Annotated in this window: 17 protein-coding genes; 14 read left to right on the top strand and 3 right to left on the bottom strand. The window is 68.9% G+C overall.

What is annotated here, in order from left to right; all coding sequences use genetic code 11:
- Nucleotides 1-39 precede the first annotated feature (39 nt).
- From U1T56_RS09260 to U1T56_RS09240, 5 genes are all read left to right on the top strand, one after another.
- Nucleotides 40-1,794 carry a thiamine pyrophosphate-dependent enzyme gene (locus U1T56_RS09260; protein ID WP_418159173.1) on the top strand — a complete coding sequence of 585 codons (1,755 nt, stop codon included), beginning with the start codon at nucleotides 40-42 and terminating at the stop codon, nucleotides 1,792-1,794.
- Between the two features lie 13 nt (nucleotides 1,795-1,807).
- Nucleotides 1,808-2,911, top strand: a complete 1,104-nt coding sequence (locus tag U1T56_RS09255) for an enolase C-terminal domain-like protein (protein WP_418159172.1) — start codon at nucleotides 1,808-1,810, stop codon at nucleotides 2,909-2,911.
- Between the two features lie 18 nt (nucleotides 2,912-2,929).
- Complete coding sequence (locus tag U1T56_RS09250; protein ID WP_418159171.1) at nucleotides 2,930-5,926, top strand: FAD-binding and (Fe-S)-binding domain-containing protein; 2,997 nt, start codon at nucleotides 2,930-2,932, stop codon at nucleotides 5,924-5,926.
- 77 nt (nucleotides 5,927-6,003) lie between these two features.
- Entirely contained in the window at nucleotides 6,004-7,002 is a 999-nt protein-coding gene (locus U1T56_RS09245) for a BMP family lipoprotein (RefSeq protein ID WP_418159170.1), read from the top strand.
- A 22-nt stretch (nucleotides 7,003-7,024) separates the two neighbouring features.
- Entirely contained in the window at nucleotides 7,025-8,578 is a 1,554-nt protein-coding gene (locus tag U1T56_RS09240; RefSeq protein ID WP_418159169.1) for an ABC transporter ATP-binding protein, read from the top strand.
- Nucleotides 8,579-8,601: 23 nt separating this feature from the next.
- On the opposite strand, the gene U1T56_RS09235 is transcribed toward U1T56_RS09240, so the two are convergent.
- Both U1T56_RS09235 and U1T56_RS09230 read right to left on the bottom strand, forming a co-directional pair.
- The gene (locus tag U1T56_RS09235) at nucleotides 8,602-8,859 is read right to left on the bottom strand and encodes a HigA family addiction module antitoxin (protein WP_418159168.1); all 258 of its coding nucleotides are present in this window, start codon (nucleotides 8,857-8,859) and stop codon (nucleotides 8,602-8,604) included.
- Nucleotides 8,860-9,053: 194 nt separating this feature from the next.
- Entirely contained in the window at nucleotides 9,054-9,269 is a 216-nt protein-coding gene (locus U1T56_RS09230) for a type II toxin-antitoxin system RelE/ParE family toxin (RefSeq protein ID WP_418159167.1), read from the bottom strand.
- Between the two features lie 68 nt (nucleotides 9,270-9,337).
- Between U1T56_RS09230 and U1T56_RS09225 the strand changes: the two genes are divergently transcribed.
- The 9 genes from U1T56_RS09225 (at nucleotide 9,338) to cobT (ending at nucleotide 19,055) form a co-directional block, all read left to right on the top strand.
- On the top strand, nucleotides 9,338-10,447 hold the full coding sequence (locus U1T56_RS09225) for an ABC transporter permease (protein WP_418159166.1): 1,110 nt from the start codon (nucleotides 9,338-9,340) through the stop codon (nucleotides 10,445-10,447).
- Nucleotides 10,444-11,421, top strand: a complete 978-nt coding sequence (locus U1T56_RS09220) for an ABC transporter permease (RefSeq protein ID WP_418159165.1) — start codon at nucleotides 10,444-10,446, stop codon at nucleotides 11,419-11,421. The genes U1T56_RS09225 and U1T56_RS09220 overlap by 4 nt, the downstream gene beginning before the upstream one ends.
- Before the next feature lie 31 nt (nucleotides 11,422-11,452).
- Nucleotides 11,453-11,941, top strand: a complete 489-nt coding sequence (locus U1T56_RS09215) for a DUF29 domain-containing protein (RefSeq protein ID WP_418159164.1) — start codon at nucleotides 11,453-11,455, stop codon at nucleotides 11,939-11,941.
- A complete protein-coding gene (locus tag U1T56_RS09210; RefSeq protein WP_418159163.1) occupies nucleotides 11,938-13,167 on the top strand; it encodes a purine-nucleoside phosphorylase in 1,230 nt (409 codons plus the stop codon). Before U1T56_RS09215 ends, U1T56_RS09210 begins: the two co-directional genes overlap by 4 nt.
- Nucleotides 13,154-13,957, top strand: a complete 804-nt coding sequence (gene deoC / locus U1T56_RS09205; RefSeq protein ID WP_418159162.1) for a deoxyribose-phosphate aldolase — start codon at nucleotides 13,154-13,156, stop codon at nucleotides 13,955-13,957. The genes U1T56_RS09210 and deoC overlap by 14 nt, the downstream gene beginning before the upstream one ends.
- Complete coding sequence (deoA, locus tag U1T56_RS09200; protein WP_418159161.1) at nucleotides 13,957-15,273, top strand: thymidine phosphorylase; 1,317 nt, start codon at nucleotides 13,957-13,959, stop codon at nucleotides 15,271-15,273. Before deoC ends, deoA begins: the two co-directional genes overlap by 1 nt.
- A gap of 81 nt (nucleotides 15,274-15,354) precedes the next feature.
- On the top strand, nucleotides 15,355-15,954 hold the full coding sequence (locus tag U1T56_RS09195; protein WP_418159160.1) for a DnaJ domain-containing protein: 600 nt from the start codon (nucleotides 15,355-15,357) through the stop codon (nucleotides 15,952-15,954).
- Nucleotides 15,955-16,106: 152 nt separating this feature from the next.
- Nucleotides 16,107-17,117 (top strand): cobaltochelatase subunit CobS, encoded by a 1,011-nt coding sequence (cobS, locus tag U1T56_RS09190; RefSeq protein ID WP_418159159.1) that lies wholly within the window; start codon nucleotides 16,107-16,109, stop codon nucleotides 17,115-17,117.
- A 36-nt stretch (nucleotides 17,118-17,153) separates the two neighbouring features.
- On the top strand, nucleotides 17,154-19,055 hold the full coding sequence (cobT, locus tag U1T56_RS09185) for a cobaltochelatase subunit CobT (protein ID WP_418159158.1): 1,902 nt from the start codon (nucleotides 17,154-17,156) through the stop codon (nucleotides 19,053-19,055).
- Between the two features lie 47 nt (nucleotides 19,056-19,102).
- Here the strand turns inward: cobT and U1T56_RS09180 are convergent, their stop codons facing one another.
- Nucleotides 19,103-20,278: a Fic family protein gene (locus U1T56_RS09180; RefSeq protein WP_418159157.1), complete on the bottom strand. Its 1,176-nt coding sequence runs from the start codon at nucleotides 20,276-20,278 to the stop codon at nucleotides 19,103-19,105.
- Nucleotides 20,279-20,403: the final 125 nt, after the last annotated feature.

Below are 20,403 nucleotides of genomic sequence, written 5' to 3'. Positions count from 1 at the left end.
GACCTTCAGGAGCCCGTTTTTTGGCGAGGAGAAGCGACCATGGCCACGACCGCCGGCGACATCCTGGTCGAGACGCTGATCGACTGGGGGGTGGACACGATCTTCGGCATTCCCGGCGACGGCATCAACGGCGTCATCGAATCCTTGCGCACGCGCCAGGACCGGATCCGCTTCGTCCAGGTGCGCCACGAGGAGGCTGCCGCCTTCATGGCCACCGGCTACGCGAAATGGACCGGCCGGCTCGGCGTCTGCCTCGCCACCTCGGGGCCGGGCGGCATCCATCTCCTGAACGGGCTCTATGACGCGAAGCTCGACGGCGCACCGGTGCTCGCGATCACCGGACTCCAGTTTCACGACCTCTTGAGCACCTTCACCCAGCAGGACGTCGAGCTCGACAAGCTGTTCATGGACGTCGCGGTCTACAACACCCGGATCATGGGGGCGGCACACGTCGAGAACGTGGTCGAGCTCGCCTGCCGCACGGCGCTCGCCTGTCGCGGCGTGGCGCACGTCACGATCCCGGTCGACATCCAGTCCGAGCCCGTGGGCAAGGATCTGCGCGCCAAGCGCAACCTGCCGGGCCATGTCGCCGATCTGTTCGCGCTGGGCGCCCATGTACCGGGCGAGGACCAGGTGGCACGCGCGGCGGCGATCCTGAACGCGAGCAGGAAGCCCTGCATCCTCGCCGGACGCGGAGCTCTGGGGGCCAGGAGCGAGCTTCTGGCGGTGGCGGAGCGCCTCGGAGCGCCGGTGGTGACCCCTCTCCTCGGCAAGGGTGCGATCCCCGACGACAGCCCTTATGCCACGGGCGGCATCGGCCTTCTCGGCACCCGGCCCTCGCAGGACGCGATGGAGAACTGCGACGCCCTTCTCATCGTCGGCAGCAGCTTCCCTTATATCGAATACTACCCCAAGCCCGGCCAGGCGCGCGGTATCCAGATCGAGCTCGATCCCAAGCGGGTGGGCTTGCGCTATCCGGTCGAGGCGGCGCTCGTGGGCGATGCGGCGCGCTCGTTGCAGATGCTGCTGCCGCGGCTCGAGCACCACACCGACCGCTCCTTCCTCGAGACGGCGCAGGCCGGGATGAAGGAGTGGCGGGCGCTGATGGAGGAGCGCGGCACGCGCACCGACGTGCCGATGAAGCCGCAGGTGGTGGCACACGAGCTGAACAAGCTTTTGCGCGACGATGCCATCCTCGCCACCGATTCCGGCACCATCACGACCTGGGTGGCGCGGCACGTCACGATGCGCGGCTCGATGCAGTTCTCGTGTTCGGGCAACCTAGCCACCATGGCCTGCGGCCTGCCTTATGCCATCGCGGCGGCCACGGCCTATCCGCAGCGGCAGGTGGTGGCGTTCGTGGGCGACGGCGGCCTCACCATGCTGATCGGCGAGCTCGCGACCTGCGCCAAGTACGGGCTCGACGTGAAGGTGATCGTCATCAAGAACAACGTGCTGGGCCAGATCAAGTGGGAACAGATGGTGTTCCTGGGCAACCCGGAATATGTCTGCGAGCTGCAGCCGATCGACTTCGTGACCGTGGCGCGCGGCATGGGGGTGAACGGCTGGCGGATCGAGGACCCGGCCCGGTGCGGCGAGATCCTGCGTGAGGCGCTCATGACACCGGGGCCGGGCGTGATCGAGGCCGTGGTCGACCCGCACGAGCCGCCGATGCCGCCGCGGATCGACGTAAAGCAGGCGGCGCACTTCGCGGAGGCGCTCGCCCGCGGCACGCCCAACCGCGGCAAGATCGCGCTCACCGTGGCGGCCGACAAGGTGCGCGAGCTGGTGTGAGGGCGGACGTGTCATGGCGGCTGACGCGGCAGCGATCGAGCGCGTCGGGGCACGCGCCTACACCGTCCCGACCGACGCGCCCGAAGCGGACGGCACCATCGCCTGGAGCGAGACCACGCTCGTTCTGGTCGAGGCCGTGGCCGGCGGACGGACCGGGCTAGGCTACAGCTACACCCACGCCACGGCCGCCGGCCTGATCGAGCGCGTGCTCGTGCCGATCGTCAGCGGCGGCGATGCCTTCGCCGTGCCGCGGCACTGGGAGGCGATGGTGAGGGTCGTGCGCAACATCGGCTGGCGCGGGCTCGCCGCCACCGCGATCTCGGCCGTGGACGGGGCACTCTGGGACCTGAAGGCGCGGCTTCTGGACGTGCCGCTCGCCTCGCTCCTGGGCAAGGCCAGGGACGCGGTGCCGATCTACGGCAGCGGCGGGTTCACGACCTATTCCGACGAGCGGCTCGAGGAACAGCTCGGCGGCTGGGCGAGGGATCTCGGCTGCCGCTGGGTGAAGATGAAGATCGGCAGCGAACCTTCGCGCGATCTCGACCGGGCGCAGGTGGCGCTCGCGGCGATCGCGGGCACCGGTGCGGAGCTCATGGTAGACGCGAACGGTGCGCTCACCAGGAAGCAGGCGCTCTGGTTCGCCGAACGGTTCGCCGGGATGGGTGTCACCTGGTTCGAGGAGCCGGTTTCGAGCGACGATCTCGAAGGCCTGCGGCTCTTACGCGACCAGGGGCCGGCCGGGCTCGAGATCGCGGCCGGGGAATATGGCTACGATCCGTTCTATTTCCGGCGGATGCTGGAGGCGGGTGCGGTCGACGTGCTGCAGGCGGATGCGACGCGCTGCGGCGGGATCACGGGCTTCCTCAAGGCGGCGGCCCTGGCGGATGCGCATGGTCTGCCGCTCTCGGCGCATACCGCACCGGCATTCCATCTCGCGGTCTGCTGCACAGCACCACGCTTGCGCCACATCGAGTGGTTCCACGACCACGCCCGGATCGAGGCCATGCTGTTCGACGGCGCGCCCGAGCCGAAGGGCGGCCTGATCCGCCCCGATCTCGGCCGTCCCGGCAACGGGCTCGCCTTCAAGCGAGCGGACGCGGAGCGCTTCGCCGCCTGAGCAAGGGGGAGAACATCCATGGCGCGTGGCATTCCGAGCGGCTGGTCCAGCGAGATCGTGAACGGCGGGCGGCAGCGCTGGATACGCGTGCTCCGCCGCTCGTCCACGGGCCGCATCGCCGCCGAGGCCGATGCCGATGCGGTGAAGGGCCATCCGGGGCTCGTGGCGGCGCTTCGTGCCGCGATCCAGGGCGAGGTGCGGTTCGATGCCGGCAGCCGGGCGCTCTACGCCACCGATTCCTCGAACTACCGCCAGGTGCCGATCGGGGTGGTGATCCCGAAGACGATCGACGACGTGGTCAAGACCATGCGGATCTGCCGCGAGCACCAGGTGCCGTTCCTCTCGCGCGGCGGCGGCACCAGCCTGTGCGGGCAGTGCTGCAACGTCGCCGTGGTGGTGGACTGGTCGAAATACCTGAACCGCGTCCTCGAGCTCGACCCGAAGGGGCGGCGGGCGCGGGTCGAGCCGGGCTGCGTGCTGGACGATCTCAGGAACGCCGCCGAGAAGCACCATCTCACCTTCGGTCCCGACCCCTCGACCCACGATCACAACACGCTGGGCGGGATGCTCGGCAACAACTCGTGCGGCGTCCACTCCGTCTATGCCGGGCGGACCGCCGACAATGTACGCTCGCTCGAGATCCTGACCTATGACGGGCTGCGGATGCGGGTGGGTCCTACGAGCGAGGAGGAGCTGCGCGCGATCGTCGCCGCGGGCGGCAGGCGGGGCGAGATCTACCGCCGCCTGGACGAGCTGCGGCAGCGCTACGCCAACCTCGTCCGCGAACGCTATCCCAAGATCCCGCGGCGCGTCTCGGGCTACAACCTCGACGACCTTCTGCCCGAGAACGGCTGCCACGTGGCGCGAGCACTCGTCGGCAGCGAGGGCACCTGTGTCGCCATCCTGGAAGCCGAGCTCGACCTCGTGCCGAGCCCACCCGTGCGCATGCTCCTGGTCCTGGGCTATCCCTCGGTCTACGAGGCGGGCGATCACGTCCCGCAGGTCCTCTCCCATGAGCCCCTGGGGCTCGAGGGCATGGACCAGATGCTGCTCGACTTCATGCACATCAAGCATCTGCACGAGGAGGACATCAAGGATCTCCCCGAGGGCAAGGGCTGGCTTCTGGCCGAGTTCGGCGGCGAGAGCGAGGACGAGGCAGCCGAGAAGGCGCAAGAGCTCATGGCGGAGCTGAAGGGGCTCCCCGATGCGCCGTCGATGAAACTCCTCAGGGACAAGGCGCAGCAGGAGCGGATCTGGCTCGTGCGCCGCTCGGGACTGGGTGCCACCGCCTTCGTGCCGAAGCACCCCGAGGCCTGGGAGGGCTGGGAGGATACCGCCGTCCCGCCGGACAAAGTCGGGGACTATCTACGCGACCTCGAGGCGCTGTTCCACAAATACGGCTACGACTCGGTCCTCTACGGCCATTTCGGCGACGGCTGCATCCACTGCCGGATCAATTTCGGCCTGCGCACCGAGGACGGGATCAGGAAGTGGCGGCAGTTCCTGGACGAAGGGGCCGATCTCGTCGTGCGCTACGGCGGGTCGATCTCGGGCGAGCACGGTGACGGACAGTCGAAGGCGGCTCTCCTCGAGAAGATGTACGGACCGGAACTGATCGCAGCCTTCCGGGAATTCAAGGCCATCTGGGATCCGGAGGGCAAGATGAATCCGGGCAAGGTGGTGGATCCCTATCCCATCACCTCGAACCTCAGGCTCGGACCCGAGTACCAGCCGCCGAAGCTCGAGACCTACTTCGCCTACAAGGACGATCACGGCAGCTTCGCGCACGCGGCGATGCGCTGCGTCGGCGTGGGCGAGTGCCGCCGGCACACGACCGAGCACGGCGTCATGTGCCCGAGCTACATGGCGACGCGCGAGGAGCGCTACTCCACCCGCGGCCGGGGACATCTCCTGTTCGAGATGATGCGGGGCGATCCTTTACGGGAAGGCTGGAAGAGCGATGCGATCGAGGATGCGCTCGACTGGTGCCTCGGCTGCAAGGGCTGCAAAAGCGACTGCCCGGTCAACGTCGACATGGCGACCTACAAGGCCGAGTTCCGCGCGCACCATTATGCCGGCAGGCTGCGGCCGCGCGCGGCCTACTCCATGGGGCTGATCCACCGCTGGTCGCGGGTGGCAGGCGCCGTGCCCTGGCTCGCCAACGCCTTCACCCAGACGCCCGGCCTCTCGGCCGTGGTGAAATGGGCGGGCGGGATCGCGCAAGAGAGGCGCCTGCCGCGCTATGCCAGCCAGACCTTCCGGGGCTGGTTCGAGGAGCACCGGCCGGAGCGGCGCAAGCGGGGCCGGCGCGTGATCTTGTGGCCCGACACGTTCAACAACCATTTCCGCCCCGAGACCGCGATCGCGGCGACCAGGGTGCTCGAGGTCGCGGGCTTCGAGGTCACGATCCCCGAGCAGCCCCTGTGCTGCGGCCGGCCGCTCTACGACTGGGGAATGCTGGACACGGCGAAGCAGCTCTGGCGCCGGACGCTCGAGTCTCTGCGCACGGAGATCGAGGCCGGGGTGCCGCTGGTCGGGCTCGAGCCCGCCTGCCTCGCCTCGTTCCGCGACGAGCTGCCGGGCCTGTTCCCGCACGACCGCCTCGCGCAGAAGCTCGGCCGGCAGAGCCTGTTCTTCAGCGAGCTCCTGGAGCGCGAGGCCGGCGACGCGAAGCTGCCGAGGCTCGACGGCAAGACGGCGCTGGTGCAGGTCCACTGCCACCATCATGCGGTGCTCGATGTCGGCGCCGAGCGGCGTCTTCTGGAGCGGCTCGGGCTCGACTACCGCGTCCTGCCGTCCGGCTGCTGCGGGATGGCGGGCTCGTTCGGCTTCGAGGCCGAGAAGTACGAGGCTTCCAGGATGCTCGCCGAGCGCGTGCTGCTGCCCGCAGTACGACAAGCCGACGGTGCCACGCTCGTCCTCGCCGACGGCTTCAGTTGCCGCGAGCAGATCGAGCAGGGTAGCGATCGCAAGACGCTCCACATCGCCGAGGCGCTGGCCGGAGCGCTCCGGTAGCGCACCGGCTTTCCCTTGCAATTCCGCAGCCGCCCCTTACCGTTCGTGCCGAGGCACACGGGAGAGGCGGGGCAACGATGCGTGCGATCCTCAAGGCACTGGCGATCCTGGGCGTCATCGGCGCCGGGACGGCGGCGGCTACGGCCGAATCGGCCGAGTTCAAGCCGGCCGTCATCTTCGACATGGGCGGCAAGTTCGACAAGTCGTTCAACGAGGCCGCCTATCGCGGGGCCGAGAAGTTCAAGGCCGAGACCGGCATCCCTTATGCCGAGTTCGAGGTGACGAACGAGGGCCAGCGCGACCAGGCGCTGCGGCGCATGGCGCAGCGCTCCGACATCGTGGTGGCGGTGGGCTTCGCCTTCGCGACCCCGCTCGAGAAGGTAGCGGCCGAGTTCCCCGACAAGAAGTTCGTCATCATCGACTACACGATGGAGAACAAGCCCAACATCCAGTCCGTCGTGTTCAAGGAGCACGAGGGCAGCTTCCTCGTCGGCATGGCGGCAGCGCTCAAGAGCCGGACCGGCAAGGTCGGATTCGTAGGCGGGATGGACATCCCGCTGATCCGGAACTTCGCGTTCGGCTACGAGCAGGGTGTAAAGCACGTCAACCCGAACGGCCAGGTGATCCAGAACTATACCGGCACCACGCCTGCGGCCTGGACCGACGTGTCGCGGGCGAAGGAGCTCGCGATCTCGCAGATCGACCAGGGGGCGGACGTGATCTACGCCGCTGCCGGCCAGGCGGGTTTGGGTGCGCTCGAAGCCGCGGCCGACAAGAAGAAGTACTCGATCGGCGTCGACAGCAACCAGAACTATCTCCATCCGGGTAGCGTCCTGACCTCGATGGTCAAGCGGGTGGACGTCGCGGTCTACAACGCCTTCAAGGATGCGAAGGAAGGCACCTGGAAGCCGGGTGCGCTCAGCCTCGGCCTCAAGGAGGAGGGCGTCGGCTATGCCGTCGACGAGTACAACCGCGACATCCTGACCCCCGATATCCAGGCGAAGCTCGAGGAAGCGAGGCAGGCGATCATCGAGGGCAGGCTGCAGGTGAAGGACTACCAGTCCACGCAGCAGTAGCACCGGCCCGGGAGCGGCGAGGATGAAGGAGGCCGCAACCGTCACCCCGCTCCAGGGTGCCGTGCCGCCGGCCGTGGAGCTGCGCGGCATCGACAAGCGCTTCGGTGCCGTCCATGCCAACAAGGCGGTCGATCTCGTGGTGCCGGCGGGCACCATCCACGGCATCGTCGGCGAGAACGGTGCGGGCAAGTCGACCCTGATGAACATCCTCTACGGCTACTACCATGCCGATAGCGGGAAGATCCTGGTCGACGGCCGGGAGCGCACGATCAAGGGACCGCAGGATGCGATCCGGGCCGGGATCGGCATGGTCCACCAGCATTTCATGCTGGTCGAGCCGTTCACCGTGCTCGAGAACCTGCTGCTCGGGGCCGAGGGCGGCTTCATGCTGGGAGCCGGCATCGCCAAGGCCAGGACCGAGGTGGAGGCGCTCGAGCGCGACTACGGCCTCGAGGTCGATCTCGATGCGAAGGTGGCCGATCTGCCGGTGGGCGTGCAGCAGCGGGTCGAGATCCTGAAGGCGCTGTTCCGCGGCGCCCATATCCTGATCCTGGACGAGCCCACGGGCGTGCTGACGCCGCAAGAAGCGGATCACCTGTTCCGGATCTTGCGCAACCTCAGGAGCCAGGGCCGGACGATCCTCCTGATCACGCACAAGCTGCGCGAGATCATGGCGGTGACCGACAACGTGAGCGTCATGCGCGGCGGCGAGATGGTGGCGCACCGCCGCACGGCCGAGACCTCGCGCGAGGAGCTGGCCGAGCTCATGGTGGGCCGGAAGGTCCTGCTCCGGGTCGAGAAAGCTCCGGCCCGCCCGCGCGAGCCCGTGCTCGAGGTGAGAAACCTCGAGGTCGTGGACGAGCAGGGCGTCAAGCGGGTCAAGGGTGTCAGCTTCGACGTCCGGGCCGGCGAGATCGTCGGCATCGCCGGGGTCGCCGGCAACGGCCAGTCGGAGCTCATGGAAGCTCTGGCCGGCATCAGGCAGCCTTCGCGTGGCGAGGTGCTCTTACGCGGTGTCCCGGTCTCGGACCCGGCCCAGGCGCGTGCGCGGCGGCTCGGGCACGTGCCCGAGGACCGGCTGCGGATGGGGCTGGTCAGGCGCTTTCCGGCCTTCGAGAACGCGATCCTGGGCTATCAGACGGCCTCCGACTATACCGACGAGCGCGGCTTCCTGCGGCTCGGCCGGATCGTGGAGCTGTGCCGGCGCTGGATGCGGGGCTACGACGTGCGGCCGGTGGCCCCGCTGCTGCCGGCGCAGTCCTTCTCGGGCGGCAACCAGCAGAAGCTGGTGCTCGCGCGCGAGATGGAGCACGACCCCGATCTTCTGCTCGTGGGCCAGCCGACGCGCGGGGTCGACATCGGCGCCATCGAGTTCATCCACAAGCGCCTCGTCGGATTGCGCGATGCCGGCAAGGCCGTGCTCCTGGTCTCGGTCGAGCTCGACGAGATCCTCTCGCTCGCCGACCGCATCCTCGTCATGTTCGACGGCACGATCACGGGCGAGCTCGGCCCCGCCGAGGCCGACGAGCGCCGCATCGGCTGCCTGATGGCCGGGATCACGCAGGAGGCGGCGTGATGAGCGCCTCCGTGCTCAGTCGCTCAGGCCGCGGCGCGCAGACCGGGCCGCGGCGCCACCTCCTCGTCGATGCGACTGCCGAGCTCGCGCTCGGCGACCTCGAGATCGTAGCCGGCCTGCAAGTTGATCCAAAGCTCGGCGCTCGTGCCGAAATAGCGCGCGAGGCGCAGCGCCGTCTCCACCGTGATGGCGCGCTTGCCCGCCAGGATCGCCGTGATCCGGTTGTGCGGCACCCTCAACGCCTTGGCGAGCGCATTGGCACTGAGCCCTTCTTCGGCCATCCAGTCCCGCAGGATCTCGCCGGGTGGATGGGACCGACCGGCACTCCTTCCGAGTCGACGACTTCCGAGAAGTCGACGCGCCCGGCCCGCAGGTCGTCGATCGTGATCACCATCGCTGGCTCTCCTCAGCCGTGATAGTCGCCGAACCAGACCTCATGTGCATTGCCGGCCTCCCAGCGGAAGCAGATCCGCCTCTAATCGCTGATCCGGATCGACCACTGGCCGTCCCGGTCCCCGCTCAACTTCTCGAGATGGTTGCCGCGGCGGGCGGCGAGGTCGGCGAGGCTCCGCGCACGATGCAAGAGCAGCAGCTTCTTCCGCGCTTGACGAGCGAGGTCGGGATGCACGTGGCGAACCGGCCCACCCTGGAACAGCAGGGCCGTCCGCTTGCCGGCGAAGCTCCTGATCACGCCTTGTACGTACAGCGTACAACCTATTCCGTTAAGGAAAGCGGCTCGCAATGGGGGTGGGCTGCCTAATGGCCATCGCGCGCAAGCTGCCGGCCTGGGCCGAGTACGGGCTCCTGCCCTTGCTCAACCTCCTGCTCGCCTTCGCCGTCTCGGGGCTCGTGGTGGTACTCCTGGGCGAGAACCCGCTCGAGGCGGTGCGGCTCATGCTCTACGGCGCCTTCGGCTATGGCGAGGCCGCGGGCTATACGCTCTACTACGCCACCAACTTCATCTTCACCGGCCTCGCCGTAGCCGTGGCCTTCCACACGGGGCTGTTCAACATCGGCGGCGAGGGGCAGGCCTATGTCGGTGGGCTCGGCCTCACCCTGGTCGCGATCCATCTGGGCTGGCTGCCCGGCATCCTCGCCGTGCCGCTGGCTGTCCTGGCCGCGGCCGCCTTCGGCGCCGTCTGGGGATTCGTGCCGGGCTGGCTGCAGGCGAGGCGCGGCAGCCACGTCGTCATCACCACGATCATGCTGAACTTCGTGGCCTCGGCGATCATGACCTATCTTCTGGTCAACGTGCTGATCAAGCCGGGCCAGAGCTCGCCCGAGACCGTCGTCTTCCCCGAGAGTGCCTGGATGCCGTCCCTGAAGCCGGCGCTCGAGCTTTTGGGCATCGATCTCGGCTATGCACCCTTGAACCTCGCCCTGCCGCTGGCACTCCTGTGCTGTGTCGGCGTGTGGCTGTTCGTCTGGCGCAGCCGGCTCGGCTACGAGCTGCGCGTCGTCGGGCAGAGCGAGGCCGCGGCCGTCTACGGCGGCATCTCGCCGGCACGGCGGATCATGCTCGCCATGACGATCTCGGGAGCGCTCGCCGGCCTCATGGCGACCAACGAGATCCTGGGCGCACAGCACCGTCTGCTCCTGGGCTTCACCGGCGGCTACGGCTTCGTCGGCATCGCCGTGGCGCTGATGGGCCGCAACCACCCGGTCGGCATCGTGCTGGCCTCGATCCTGTTCGGCGCTCTTTACCAGGGCGGCTCCGAGCTCTCCTTCGACATGCCGGCGATCAACCGCGACCTCGTCGTGGTGATCCAGGGGCTCGTCATCCTGTTCGCGGGCGCGCTCGAGAACATGTTCCGCCCGCAGCTCGAAGCGCTGTTCGCCCGCCGGGCCCCGGAGCCCGCCCTCGCATGACCGCGGCCGATTTCTTCCTGCAGAGCCTGCTCCTCCTCGACAGCACGATCCGGCTCGCCACACCCTTGGTGCTGGCGGCGCTTGCCGGCCTGTTCTGCGAGCGCAGCGGGGTCACCGACATCGCCCTCGAGGGCAAGATGCTGGGAGCGGCCTTTGCCGCGGCCGCGGTGGCGCAGACCACGGGCTCGGCCTGGGCGGGACTTCTGGCCGGCATCGCCTTCGGCTGGTGCCTCGCCGTGGTCCACGGCTTCGCCTCGATCACCCACAAGGGCGATCAGGTGGTTTCGGGCATGGCGCTCAACGTGATCGCGGCGGGCCTGGGGCCGACGCTCGCCGATGCCTGGTTCCACCAGGCCGGCCGCATCTCGGTCGCCGACGGCGCCCGCTTCACGCCGATCGAGCTGCCGTTCGCGGAGGCCGCACGCAGCGTGCCCGTGATCGGCACGATCTACGCCGAGATCGTGAGCGGCCACAACGTCCTGGTCTATGCCACCGCCCTTGCCGTGCCGCTCGTGGCCTGGGTGGTCTACCGCACCCGCTTCGGCCTGCGCCTGCGCGCCGTCGGCGAGAACCCGGCCGCGGTGGATACGGCCGGCATCTCGGTCGAGGGGATGCGTTACCGGGCGCTGATGGTGACCGGGGCCTTGTGCGGTGTCGCCGGGGCCTATCTCTCGATCGCCCAGAACGCGGGCTTCATCCGCGACATGACCGCGGGCCGGGGCTATCTGGCGCTCGCCGCCCTCATCTTCGGCAAGTGGCGGCCGGTGCCGACGCTCCTCGCCTGCCTGCTGTTCGCCTTCACCGATGCGGCCCAGGCGCGCCTCCAGGGCGCAGCACTGCCGGGCATCGGCGTGGTGCCGGTGCAGCTCATCCAGGCCCTGCCCTATCTGCTCACGATCTTTCTCCTCGCCGGCTTCGTCGGCAAGGCGGTGGCACCGAAGGCGATCGGCATTCCTTATGTGAAGGAAAGATGATCGACACCGGCGACCGTGCTAGGCTTCCTTCATGGCGACGACCCTGAACGATCCCGAGCTCTACGAGCGCGATTTCCACCTGTGGACGCAGCGCCAGGCGGCTGAACTGCGCCGCGCAGCCGAGGCCGGCTCCAACCTGCCGCTCGACTGGCTCCACCTCGCCGAGGAGATCGAAAGCTTGGGGGAGCGGGATCGGCGCGAGTTCTACAGCCGGCTCGTCCGGGTCATCGAGCATCTGCTGAAGCTGCAGTTCTGTCCGTCCGCCGAGCCGCGGCGCTCGTGGCGGATCTCGGTCCTGAACCAGCGGGGCGATCTCGCGCGGCTGCTCAAGAGCAGCCCGAGCCTGCGCCGGTTCGCCGAAAGCTATGTTCGGGAGGCCTACGAGGAGGCGTCGGGCATCGTCGAACGCGCCATCCCCGATCCCGAGCTCGGGCTCTGGCCGGACCTGCCGCGTATCTGCCCCTACCCCCTCGACCAGCTTCTCGATTTGGATTTCTGGCCGGAGCCCGACCATCCGTGAGTCCCGACGAGCTGTTCCAGGCGGCGCGTGCCGCGCGCGAGCACGCTTATGCGCCCTACTCGCGCTTCGCCGTGGGTGCCGCCATCCGTACCGCGAGCGGGCGCATCTTCACCGGCTGCAACGTCGAGAACGCCGCCTATCCGCAAGGCCAGTGCGCCGAGGCGACGGCGGTCGGCGCCATGGCGGCAGCGGGCGAGCGGGTGATCGCCGAGGTCGCGGTCGCCGGCAGCGGCGAGGCCTTGTGCAGCCCGTGCGGCGGCTGCCGCCAGCGCCTGGTCGAGTTCGGCCGGCCCGACACGCCCGTGCATCTCGGCGGGCCCGAGGGTATCCGGCTCACCGTGACGCTGGGCGAGCTTCTGCCCTACGCTTTCGGCGGCCACAATCTCGGCAAGGCCGGAGCTGCCGGTGCCGATGCGGCGGCGGTGATCCGGGCGCGCGTCGCCGGGCGCCCCTTGCCCATGATCGGCATCGTGCTGGGCTCGGGCCTTAGCGGGATCGCGGAGCAACTCGCGAGCCCGCTCGTGATCGACTACCGCGACCTGCCGGGCTTCCCGCGGCCGAGCGTGGAAGGCCATGCCGGGCGGCTGGTGCTGGGCACGCTCGCGAGCGTGCCGGTCGTCTGCCTCGCCGGGCGGGCCCATTTCTACGAAGGCGGCGGAGCCGGACCCATCAACACGATGGTGCGCACGCTGCGCGCCATCGGCTGCAAGGCCGTGCTCCTCACCAACGCCGCGGGCTCGCTCCGGCCGGACCTCGATCCGGGCTCGATCGTCCTGATCGAAGACCACATCAACCTGCAAGGGCTGAACCCCCTGGTCGGCCCGAACGACGAGCGGGTGGGACCGCGCTTCGTCGACCTGTCCGAGGTCTATTCCAGAAGGCTGCGCGGCCTGCTCGCGGCTGCCGCCGAGCGGCTCGGCATACGGCTGCCGCGCGGGGTCTATCTCGCGACGCTGGGCCCCGCCTTCGAGACGCCGGCCGAGATCCGCGCCTTCAAGGCGCTGGGTGCCGACCTCGTCGGCATGTCGACCGTGCCCGAGGCGATCAGCGCCCGCCACGCCGGGCTCGAGGTCGCGGGGCTTTCGATCGTCACCAACCTCGCGGCGGGACTCGGGCCCGCCGCCCTCACCCACGCCGAGACCCTGGCCCATGCCGCCGCCGCTGCCGACCGGGTCGGCCGGCTGCTCGAGGCGGCGCTCCCGGAGATCGCCCTTGCCCTCGCCTGACCTGCCGGCCCTGATCGCCCGCGCCCGTACCGCCACCGCCGATGCCGACCTCGCCACGCGCGCCGTTCCGCTGCTCGACCTTACGAGCCTGCGCGGCGACGAGAGCTCGACCGAGATCGAGGCCTTGTGCGACCGCGCCGAGCGCCACGGGACCGCGGCCGTCTGCATCTACCGCGCGCATCTGGCGCTGGCCAGGAAGCGGCTCGCCGGCGGCACGGTGCGGCTCGCCACCGTCGCCAACTTCCCGGACGGGAGCGACGATCTCGCCCGCGCCGCCGAGGAGACCGCGGCCGCGGTTGCGGCCGGTGCCGACGAGGTCGACGTGGTGGCACCCATCCAGGCGATCCGGGACGGCGACATCGGCCTCGTGGGCGAGCTGGTCGAGGCCTGCCGCGAGGCGGCGGGCGCTCGCACGACGCTGAAGCTCATCCTCGAGACCGGGAGCTTACGCGAGCCCGACCTGATCACGGCCGCGGCCAGAACGGCGGTGATGGCGGGGATCGACTTCCTCAAGACTTCGACCGGCAAGGCCGCGGTGGGGGCCACGCTCGAGGCCGCGGCGCTCCTTCTCGCCGTCATCGAGGAGGCCGGCGGACGCGTCGGCTTCAAGGCTGCGGGCGGGATCCGGACCGCGGCCGATGCCGCCGCCTATCTGGCCCTCGCCGATGCGATCATGGGACCGGACTGGGCGAGCCCGCGCACCTTCCGCTTCGGCGCCTCGTCGCTGCTCGACGACCTGCTCCGGGTCGCCGGCCGGGAGGAGGCGATCGGAACGGGCGGAAGCTACTGATGACCTTCCTGCCGCAGGAGGTGATCCGGAAGAAGCGCGACGGGATCGCGCTCGATGCCGACGAGATCGCCGCCTTCGTGCGCGGAATCACCGACGGCTCCATCGGCGAGGGCCAGGCCGCGGCCTTCGCCATGGCGGTCTATTTCCGCGGCATGGCGAAGCACGAGACGGTGGCGCTGACGCTCGCCATGCGCGACTCGGGCCGCACCCTCCGCTGGGAGGGGCTGCCCGGCCCGGTGGTCGACAAGCACTCCACGGGCGGCGTGGGCGACAAGGTGAGCCTGGTGCTCGCCCCCGTGCTCGCCGCCTGTGGCGCCTTCGTGCCGATGCTCTCCGGCCGCGGGCTCGGTCATACCGGCGGCACGCTCGACAAGCTCGAGAGCATCCCGGGCTACACGACACGGCCGGACATCGGACGGCTGCAGCGTACGGTGCGATCGGTGGGCTGCGCCGTGATCGGCCAGACCGACGATCTGGCCCCGGCCGACCGGCGGCTCTACGCCATCCGCGACGTCACGGCCACGGTCGAGAGCATCCCGCTCATCACCGCCTCGATTCTCTCGAAGAAACTCGCAGCCGGGCTTGGCACCCTCGTCATGGACGTGAAGGTGGGCACGGGCGCCTTCATGTCGACGTCGGAGGAGGCCCGCGCCCTGGCCGAGAGCCTGGTCGAGGTCGCGAACGGTGCGGGCCTTTCCTGTCGGGCGCTCCTCACCGGCATGAGCCAGTGTCTGGGACGTGCCGCCGGCAACGCGCTCGAGGTGGCGGAGGCGATCGCCATGCTGCGCGGCGAGCATGGCGACCGGCGGCTTAGGGAGGTGACGCTCGCTTTGTGCGGCGAGGCGCTGGCGCTGGCCGGCCTCGCGAGCGACGCGGAGGAAGGCATCGCCCGTGCCGAGGCGGCGCTCGCCTCCGGTGCCGCGGCCGAGCGGTTCGCGCGCATGGTGCAGGAGCTGGGCGGTCCTTCCGATCTGCTCGAAGCCTGGGAGCGCCACCTGCCGCGCGCCCCTCTGGTCCACCCCGTGCATCCGCGCACGCCCGGCTGGGTGCAGGCGATCGACGCGCGCGCCCTGGGTCTTGCCGTGGTCGAACTCGGCGGCGGGCGGCGGCGGGCGGGCGACGGCATCGACCATGCCGTGGGCCTCACCGACATCAGGGCCGTCGGCGAGAGGACGGGCCCCGAGGCACCTCTGGCATACGTCCATGCACGCGACGAAAGCGGGCTCGCGGCTGCGGAAAAACGCCTCCTCGCTGCCTATGTCATCGGCGAGGAGGCGTCGGCCGCGGAGGCCGTCGTCCTCGGACGGGTCGGCTGACATCCTTCTTTTTCTGCCACTCTCCTCCGCATGCAGGTGAGCTTGCAGGCGGACAGGCATCGGACATAGTCTCCAGAGGCCATGCATCAGAAACGCAATCGGGAGCAGGAGCGACACGAGGCGCTGCGCGCGGCGCTGCGGCTCAAGGGCCACGACGACAGCATGCCGCACCACCGGCCATGCGCCTGGCCCGGCTGCGCTGCCGAGGCCCTTTATCGAGCGCCCAAATCGCGCGAGTCTTTACGCGACTTCCAGTGGTTCTGCCTCGAGCACATCCGGGAATTCAACCGTAGCTGGAACTATTTCGCCGGGATGAGTCCCGAGCAGATCGAGGCCCATCGTCGGGCCGACACCACCTGGCACCGGCCGACCTGGCGCTTCGGCACGAACACCGGCTTCGCCGACAACTGGAACGACCTCTTCGGCCTGTTCACGGACGGTGCGCGGCAGGAGCGGTCGCGCCGGCTGCCGCCCGGCCGCCCGCGCAGCAAGGCCGAGGAGATGATGGCCCGGCTCGATCTGGATGCGGGCTTCACGCTCGGCGAGCTCAAGCGCCGCTACAAGCACCTCGCCAAGCAGCACCATCCCGATCTGCACGGCGGCGATAAAGCTGCCGAGGAGAGGTTGAAGCTGATCAACGAGGCTTATACCTATTTGAGGGAACAGCGGCTCTATGCATGAGCCTCGGGGCGCTTCGCGTGCCGGCAGGGATCTGTCGCAGCTTGGCACTGGCAGCCCGTCGAAGCTGTTACCTTCCCGGGTCCGTCTTGCCCGCTCGCGGCGGGTACGGGCATAACATCGCGTGGCGCTCGCGTAGGCTGGAGATCTGTGCCTTGCATCCGGAGGAATCGCATCTCGGGACGACCGATCTGCTCGATCTGCCCGAGGAGCCAGACATTCGCCTGAGCGTCGCCGAGACGTTCGGCTTTCCGTCCGACCAGTATGTCCGGGGCTTCAGCCGGCGGACCGAGTACGTCCCCGACATCGACCCGACCTACCAGTTCGACCGTGCCACGACGCTGGCGATCCTCGCCGGCTTCACCCACAATCGGCGGGTGATGATCCAGGGCTATCACGGCACCGGCAAGTCGACCCACATCGAGCAGGTGGCGGCCCGGCTGAACTGGCCCTGCATCCGCATCAACCTCGACAGCCACATCAGCCGGATCGACCTGATCGGCAAGGACGCGATCGTCCTCAAGGAAGGCAAGCAGATCACCGAATACCGCGAGGGTATCCTGCCCTGGTCGCTACAGCGGCCCGTGGCGCTCGTGTTCGACGAGTACGATGCCGGCCGGCCCGACGTCATGTTCGTCATCCAGCGCGTGCTGGAGGCGCAGGGGCGCATGACGCTGCTCGACCAGAACCGCGTCATCAGGCCGCACCGCGCGTTCCGCCTGTTCGCGACCGCGAACACGGTGGGCCTGGGCGACACGTCGGGCCTCTATCACGGCACGCAGCAGATCAACCAGGGCCAGATGGACCGCTGGAGCATCGTGACCCAGCTCAACTATCTGGCGCACGGCGACGAGTGTCGGATCGTGCTCGCGAAGTGCCCTGGCTACGACACGGCCGAGGGGCGCAAGAAGATCTCGAGCATGGTCATGCTCGCCGATCTCACCCGCAAGGGATTCATGGCCGGCGACATCTCGACCGTCATGTCGCCGCGCACCGTGATCACCTGGGCCGAGAATGCCGAGATCTTCGGCGATATCGGCTTCGCGTTCCGGGTGACGTTCCTCAACAAGTGCGACGAGGCCGAGCGGCACATCGTGGCGGAGTATTATCAGCGCTGCTTCGGCACGGAGCTGCCGGAATCGGCGGCGAACCTCGCCTACGCCTGAGCAGGGACCGGTTCTAGCGGAAGGCGACCAGCGACCTTGTCCGACGACATCAAGCAGAACATCGACGAGCTGCAGCGGGCCCTGGCTGCCACGGTCCGCGCCATGGCGGGCAGCGGCGCGGTCGAGGTGGCGTTCCGCGGCCGCGACGGTGGCCGGGGCGGCGCTCGCGAGCGCGCGAGCCAGCCCGCCGCGGCGTCGACCGTGCGTCTGGCCCTGCCGCGCCCCGACATGATCCAGCACGAGCTGGGGCGGGTGCGTGGCGAGGCGGACAGGGCAGCGCTCCGCATCCGCTATCACGACCCGAGCCTGCACCGGCGCCTCGCCCCTACGGGCGAGATCGCGACCCTGCTCTACGACCGGCTCGAGGAGCTCAGGATCGAGGGCATCGGTGCCGAGCACATGCCCGGTGTGAAGGCGAACCTCGAGAGCGCGTTCAAGGCTCGGATCAGCCAGCCCGTGCCGGGCGAACGCAGCCAGGACGCGACCATCGCCGAGATCGTCGACCTGTTCGCGCGCGAGCGGCTCCTGGGCTTCGAGCTTTCCGAGCCGCAGAAGCGGCTGATGGCGAGCTGGAGCGACTGGCTCGAGAAGAGCGTGGCCGCCGACCTGCCGGCGCTCGCCCGCTCGCTCGGCGATCAGGAGGCCTTCGCGCGCCGGGTGCGCGAGCTTCTGGCCCATCTCGGCCTCGCCGAGGATCTGGTCGAGCCGCCCGAAGAAGGCGACGAGGACGAGCATTCCGAGGACAGCGAGGAGCCGCCCGCGGGCAGCGACGAGAACGCCGAGGGCGAGGGCCAGGGCGAGCAGGACCAGCAGCAGAGCGCCGCGCGCGCGGAGCGCGACAGCAGCGGCGAGGAGATGAGCGAGGCCGAGGCGGTGCAGAGCGAGACCGCCGAGGCCAGCGACAGCAAGGAGGGCGGCGAGGACGAGAGCGCCGACGACCGCAACAACCGCCCGAACTTCCTGCCGCCCGGCGGCGAGGCCCTGGCCTACAAGGTCTTCACGACCCAGTACGACGAGGTGGTAACGGTCGAGGAGCTGTGCGGCCCCGGCGAGCTCACGCGCCTGCGCGCCCAGCTCGACCAGTCCCTGATCCGCTTCCAGGGCATGATCGGCCGGATGGCCAACCGCCTGCAGCGCAAGCTGATGGCGCAGCAGCAGCGCTCCTGGTCGTTCGATCTCGACGAGGGCATCCTCGACACCGCCCGCCTGCCGCGCGTCGTGGTCAACCCGACCACACCCCTCTCCTTCAAGCAGGAGAAGGAGACCGACTTCCGCGACACGGTGGTGACCCTGCTCATCGACAATTCGGGCTCGATGCGCGGCCGACCGATCGCGGTCGCCGCGATGAGCGCGGACATCCTCGCCCGCACCCTCGAGCGCTGCGGGGTCAAGGTCGAGATCCTGGGCTTCACCACCCGCGCCTGGAAGGGCGGCCAGTCGCGCGAGGCCTGGTTGCGTGCCGGCAAGCCCGCCAATCCGGGCCGCCTCAACGATCTTAGGCATATCATCTACAAGCCGGCCGACGCGCCCTGGCGGCGGGCGCGGCGCTCCTTGGGCCTCATGCTGCGCGAAGGGCTCTTGAAAGAGAACATCGACGGCGAGGCGATCTTGTGGGCGCACCATCGCCTCTGCGGCCGGCCGGAGCAGCGGCGCATCCTCATGGTGATCTCGGATGGTGCCCCCGTCGACGACAGCACGCTCTCGGCCAATCCCGGCAACTATCTCGAGCGGCACCTGCGCGAGGTGATCGAGTGGGTCGAGACCCGCTCGGACGTCGAGCTCTTGGCGATCGGCATCGGCCACGACGTGACCCGCTACTATCGTCGCGCGGTCACGATCTCGGACCCCGAGCAGCTCGGCGGCGTCATGCTGGGCCAGCTCTCGGCCCTGTTCGAGCCCAAGAGCGGCCGCGGCGGCCGGGGCCGCCGGGCGGCGTGAGAGGATGCAGCCTTATCCAGCGATCGCTGGATAAGGCCGAACCTTATTCAGTCTTGGGCGCCCATAACTGAATAAGGCTCGGTCCCGGCGCTGAGAAGCGTCAGATAGCGATCATAAGCGAACACGCGTCCCCGTCGCCTGCCGGTCACCTCACGGACCATCCCCAGCTCGATAAGGTTCTCGATGGCGCTCGTCACCGCAGGATTGGACAGGCCGAGATCAGCCTGCGCCCGGCGTATCGTCGTGAGTGGGTGGCGGCGCAGATGGTCATGCACGCGCAACGCGGTGCCGGCGGACTTCGCCAAGCCCTGCAGCCGGCGGCGGTCCTGCTCGAACAGTGCCAGCGCCTTCGTGGCGGTCTGGGCAGCCTGGGTCGCCGTCTCCGTGATGCCGTCGAGGAAAAAATCGATCCATTCCTCCCAAGCGCCTTCGGCACGAACACTCTGCAGCAGGCGATAGTAGTCACTGCGGCGGGCTTTGAGATACAGGCTCAGATAGAGCAGCGGCTCGGAGAGCACGCCGTCGGCACAGAGCAGGAAGGTGATGAGCAGCCGGCCGAGCCGGCCATTGCCGTCCAGGAACGGGTGGATGGTCTCGAACTGCACATGCGCGAGCCCCGCCTTGATGAGGATCGGCAGATCATGCCGCTCGTCATGAAGGAAGAGCTCGAGCTGGCTCATGAGATCGAGGACGAGCTCATGCGGCGGCGGGACGAAGATCGCGTTGCCGGGTCGCGACCCGCCGATCCAGTTCTGCGAGCGGCGGAACTCGCCGGGCGCCTTGTCGGCGCCCCGCCCGTGCTGCAGCAGGATGGCATGGATCTCGCGGATCAGCCGCAAGGATAGCGGCAGGCCCTCCCGCAGCCGCTTCAGGCCGTGATCCATGGCTGCGACGTAACTCGATACCTCCACAACATCATCGGTCGGCACGCCCGGGGCCTCGTCGATCTCGAACAGCAGCAGATCGGAGAGCGAGGACTGGGTGCCCTCGATCTGTGAGGAAAGCACGGCCTCCTTGCGAATATAGAAGTAGATAAAGAGGTGCGGGTCCGGAAGCATCGTGGCGAGCCCGTCGAGGCGGCCGAGCGCTTGGTTGGCGCGGTCGAGCTTGCGCCCGAAGCGGCGGGCATCGACGGGCGGGTCGGGCGGCAGAGGTGGCGGCACGAAGGCACGGACCGGTTCCCCTGCTACCGACGTGATACGATACTGCCCCTGCCGGGCCATTGAGGCTCCCCACTATTCAGTCATAGCTGCATAGCGCAAAGCTTATCCATTTTTCCAGCACAAAAACTTAATAAAGCGCCTGTAGCATTGGCCTGCGATCCCACTATGATGCACGCCACACCAGG

The organism is Benzoatithermus flavus, assembly GCF_037908215.1.
In the GTDB taxonomy this organism is placed as follows: domain Bacteria; phylum Pseudomonadota; class Alphaproteobacteria; order Geminicoccales; family Geminicoccaceae; genus Benzoatithermus; species Benzoatithermus flavus.
This window is presented reverse-complemented; position numbering and strand designations above follow the sequence as displayed.

What these genes read in the sequence shown, in the direction of transcription:
- U1T56_RS09250 (WP_418159171.1), top strand. Translation starts at nt 2,930, where the DNA reads ATGGCGCGTGGCATTCCGAGCGGCTGGTCCAGCGAGATCGTGAACGGC.
- deoA (WP_418159161.1), top strand. Translation starts at nt 13,957, where the DNA reads ATGACCTTCCTGCCGCAGGAGGTGATCCGGAAGAAGCGCGACGGGATC.
- U1T56_RS09235 (WP_418159168.1), bottom strand. Translation starts at nt 8,859, where the DNA reads ATGGCCGAAGAAGGGCTCAGTGCCAATGCGCTCGCCAAGGCGTTGAGG.
- U1T56_RS09225 (WP_418159166.1), top strand. Translation starts at nt 9,338, where the DNA reads ATGGCCATCGCGCGCAAGCTGCCGGCCTGGGCCGAGTACGGGCTCCTG.
- U1T56_RS09180 (WP_418159157.1), bottom strand. Translation starts at nt 20,278, where the DNA reads ATGGCCCGGCAGGGGCAGTATCGTATCACGTCGGTAGCAGGGGAACCG.
- U1T56_RS09220 (WP_418159165.1), top strand. Translation starts at nt 10,444, where the DNA reads ATGACCGCGGCCGATTTCTTCCTGCAGAGCCTGCTCCTCCTCGACAGC.
- U1T56_RS09195 (WP_418159160.1), top strand. Translation starts at nt 15,355, where the DNA reads ATGCATCAGAAACGCAATCGGGAGCAGGAGCGACACGAGGCGCTGCGC.
- U1T56_RS09260 (WP_418159173.1), top strand. Translation starts at nt 40, where the DNA reads ATGGCCACGACCGCCGGCGACATCCTGGTCGAGACGCTGATCGACTGG.
- U1T56_RS09240 (WP_418159169.1), top strand. Translation starts at nt 7,025, where the DNA reads ATGAAGGAGGCCGCAACCGTCACCCCGCTCCAGGGTGCCGTGCCGCCG.
- U1T56_RS09215 (WP_418159164.1), top strand. Translation starts at nt 11,453, where the DNA reads ATGGCGACGACCCTGAACGATCCCGAGCTCTACGAGCGCGATTTCCAC.
- U1T56_RS09245 (WP_418159170.1), top strand. Translation starts at nt 6,004, where the DNA reads ATGCGTGCGATCCTCAAGGCACTGGCGATCCTGGGCGTCATCGGCGCC.
- U1T56_RS09255 (WP_418159172.1), top strand. Translation starts at nt 1,808, where the DNA reads ATGGCGGCTGACGCGGCAGCGATCGAGCGCGTCGGGGCACGCGCCTAC.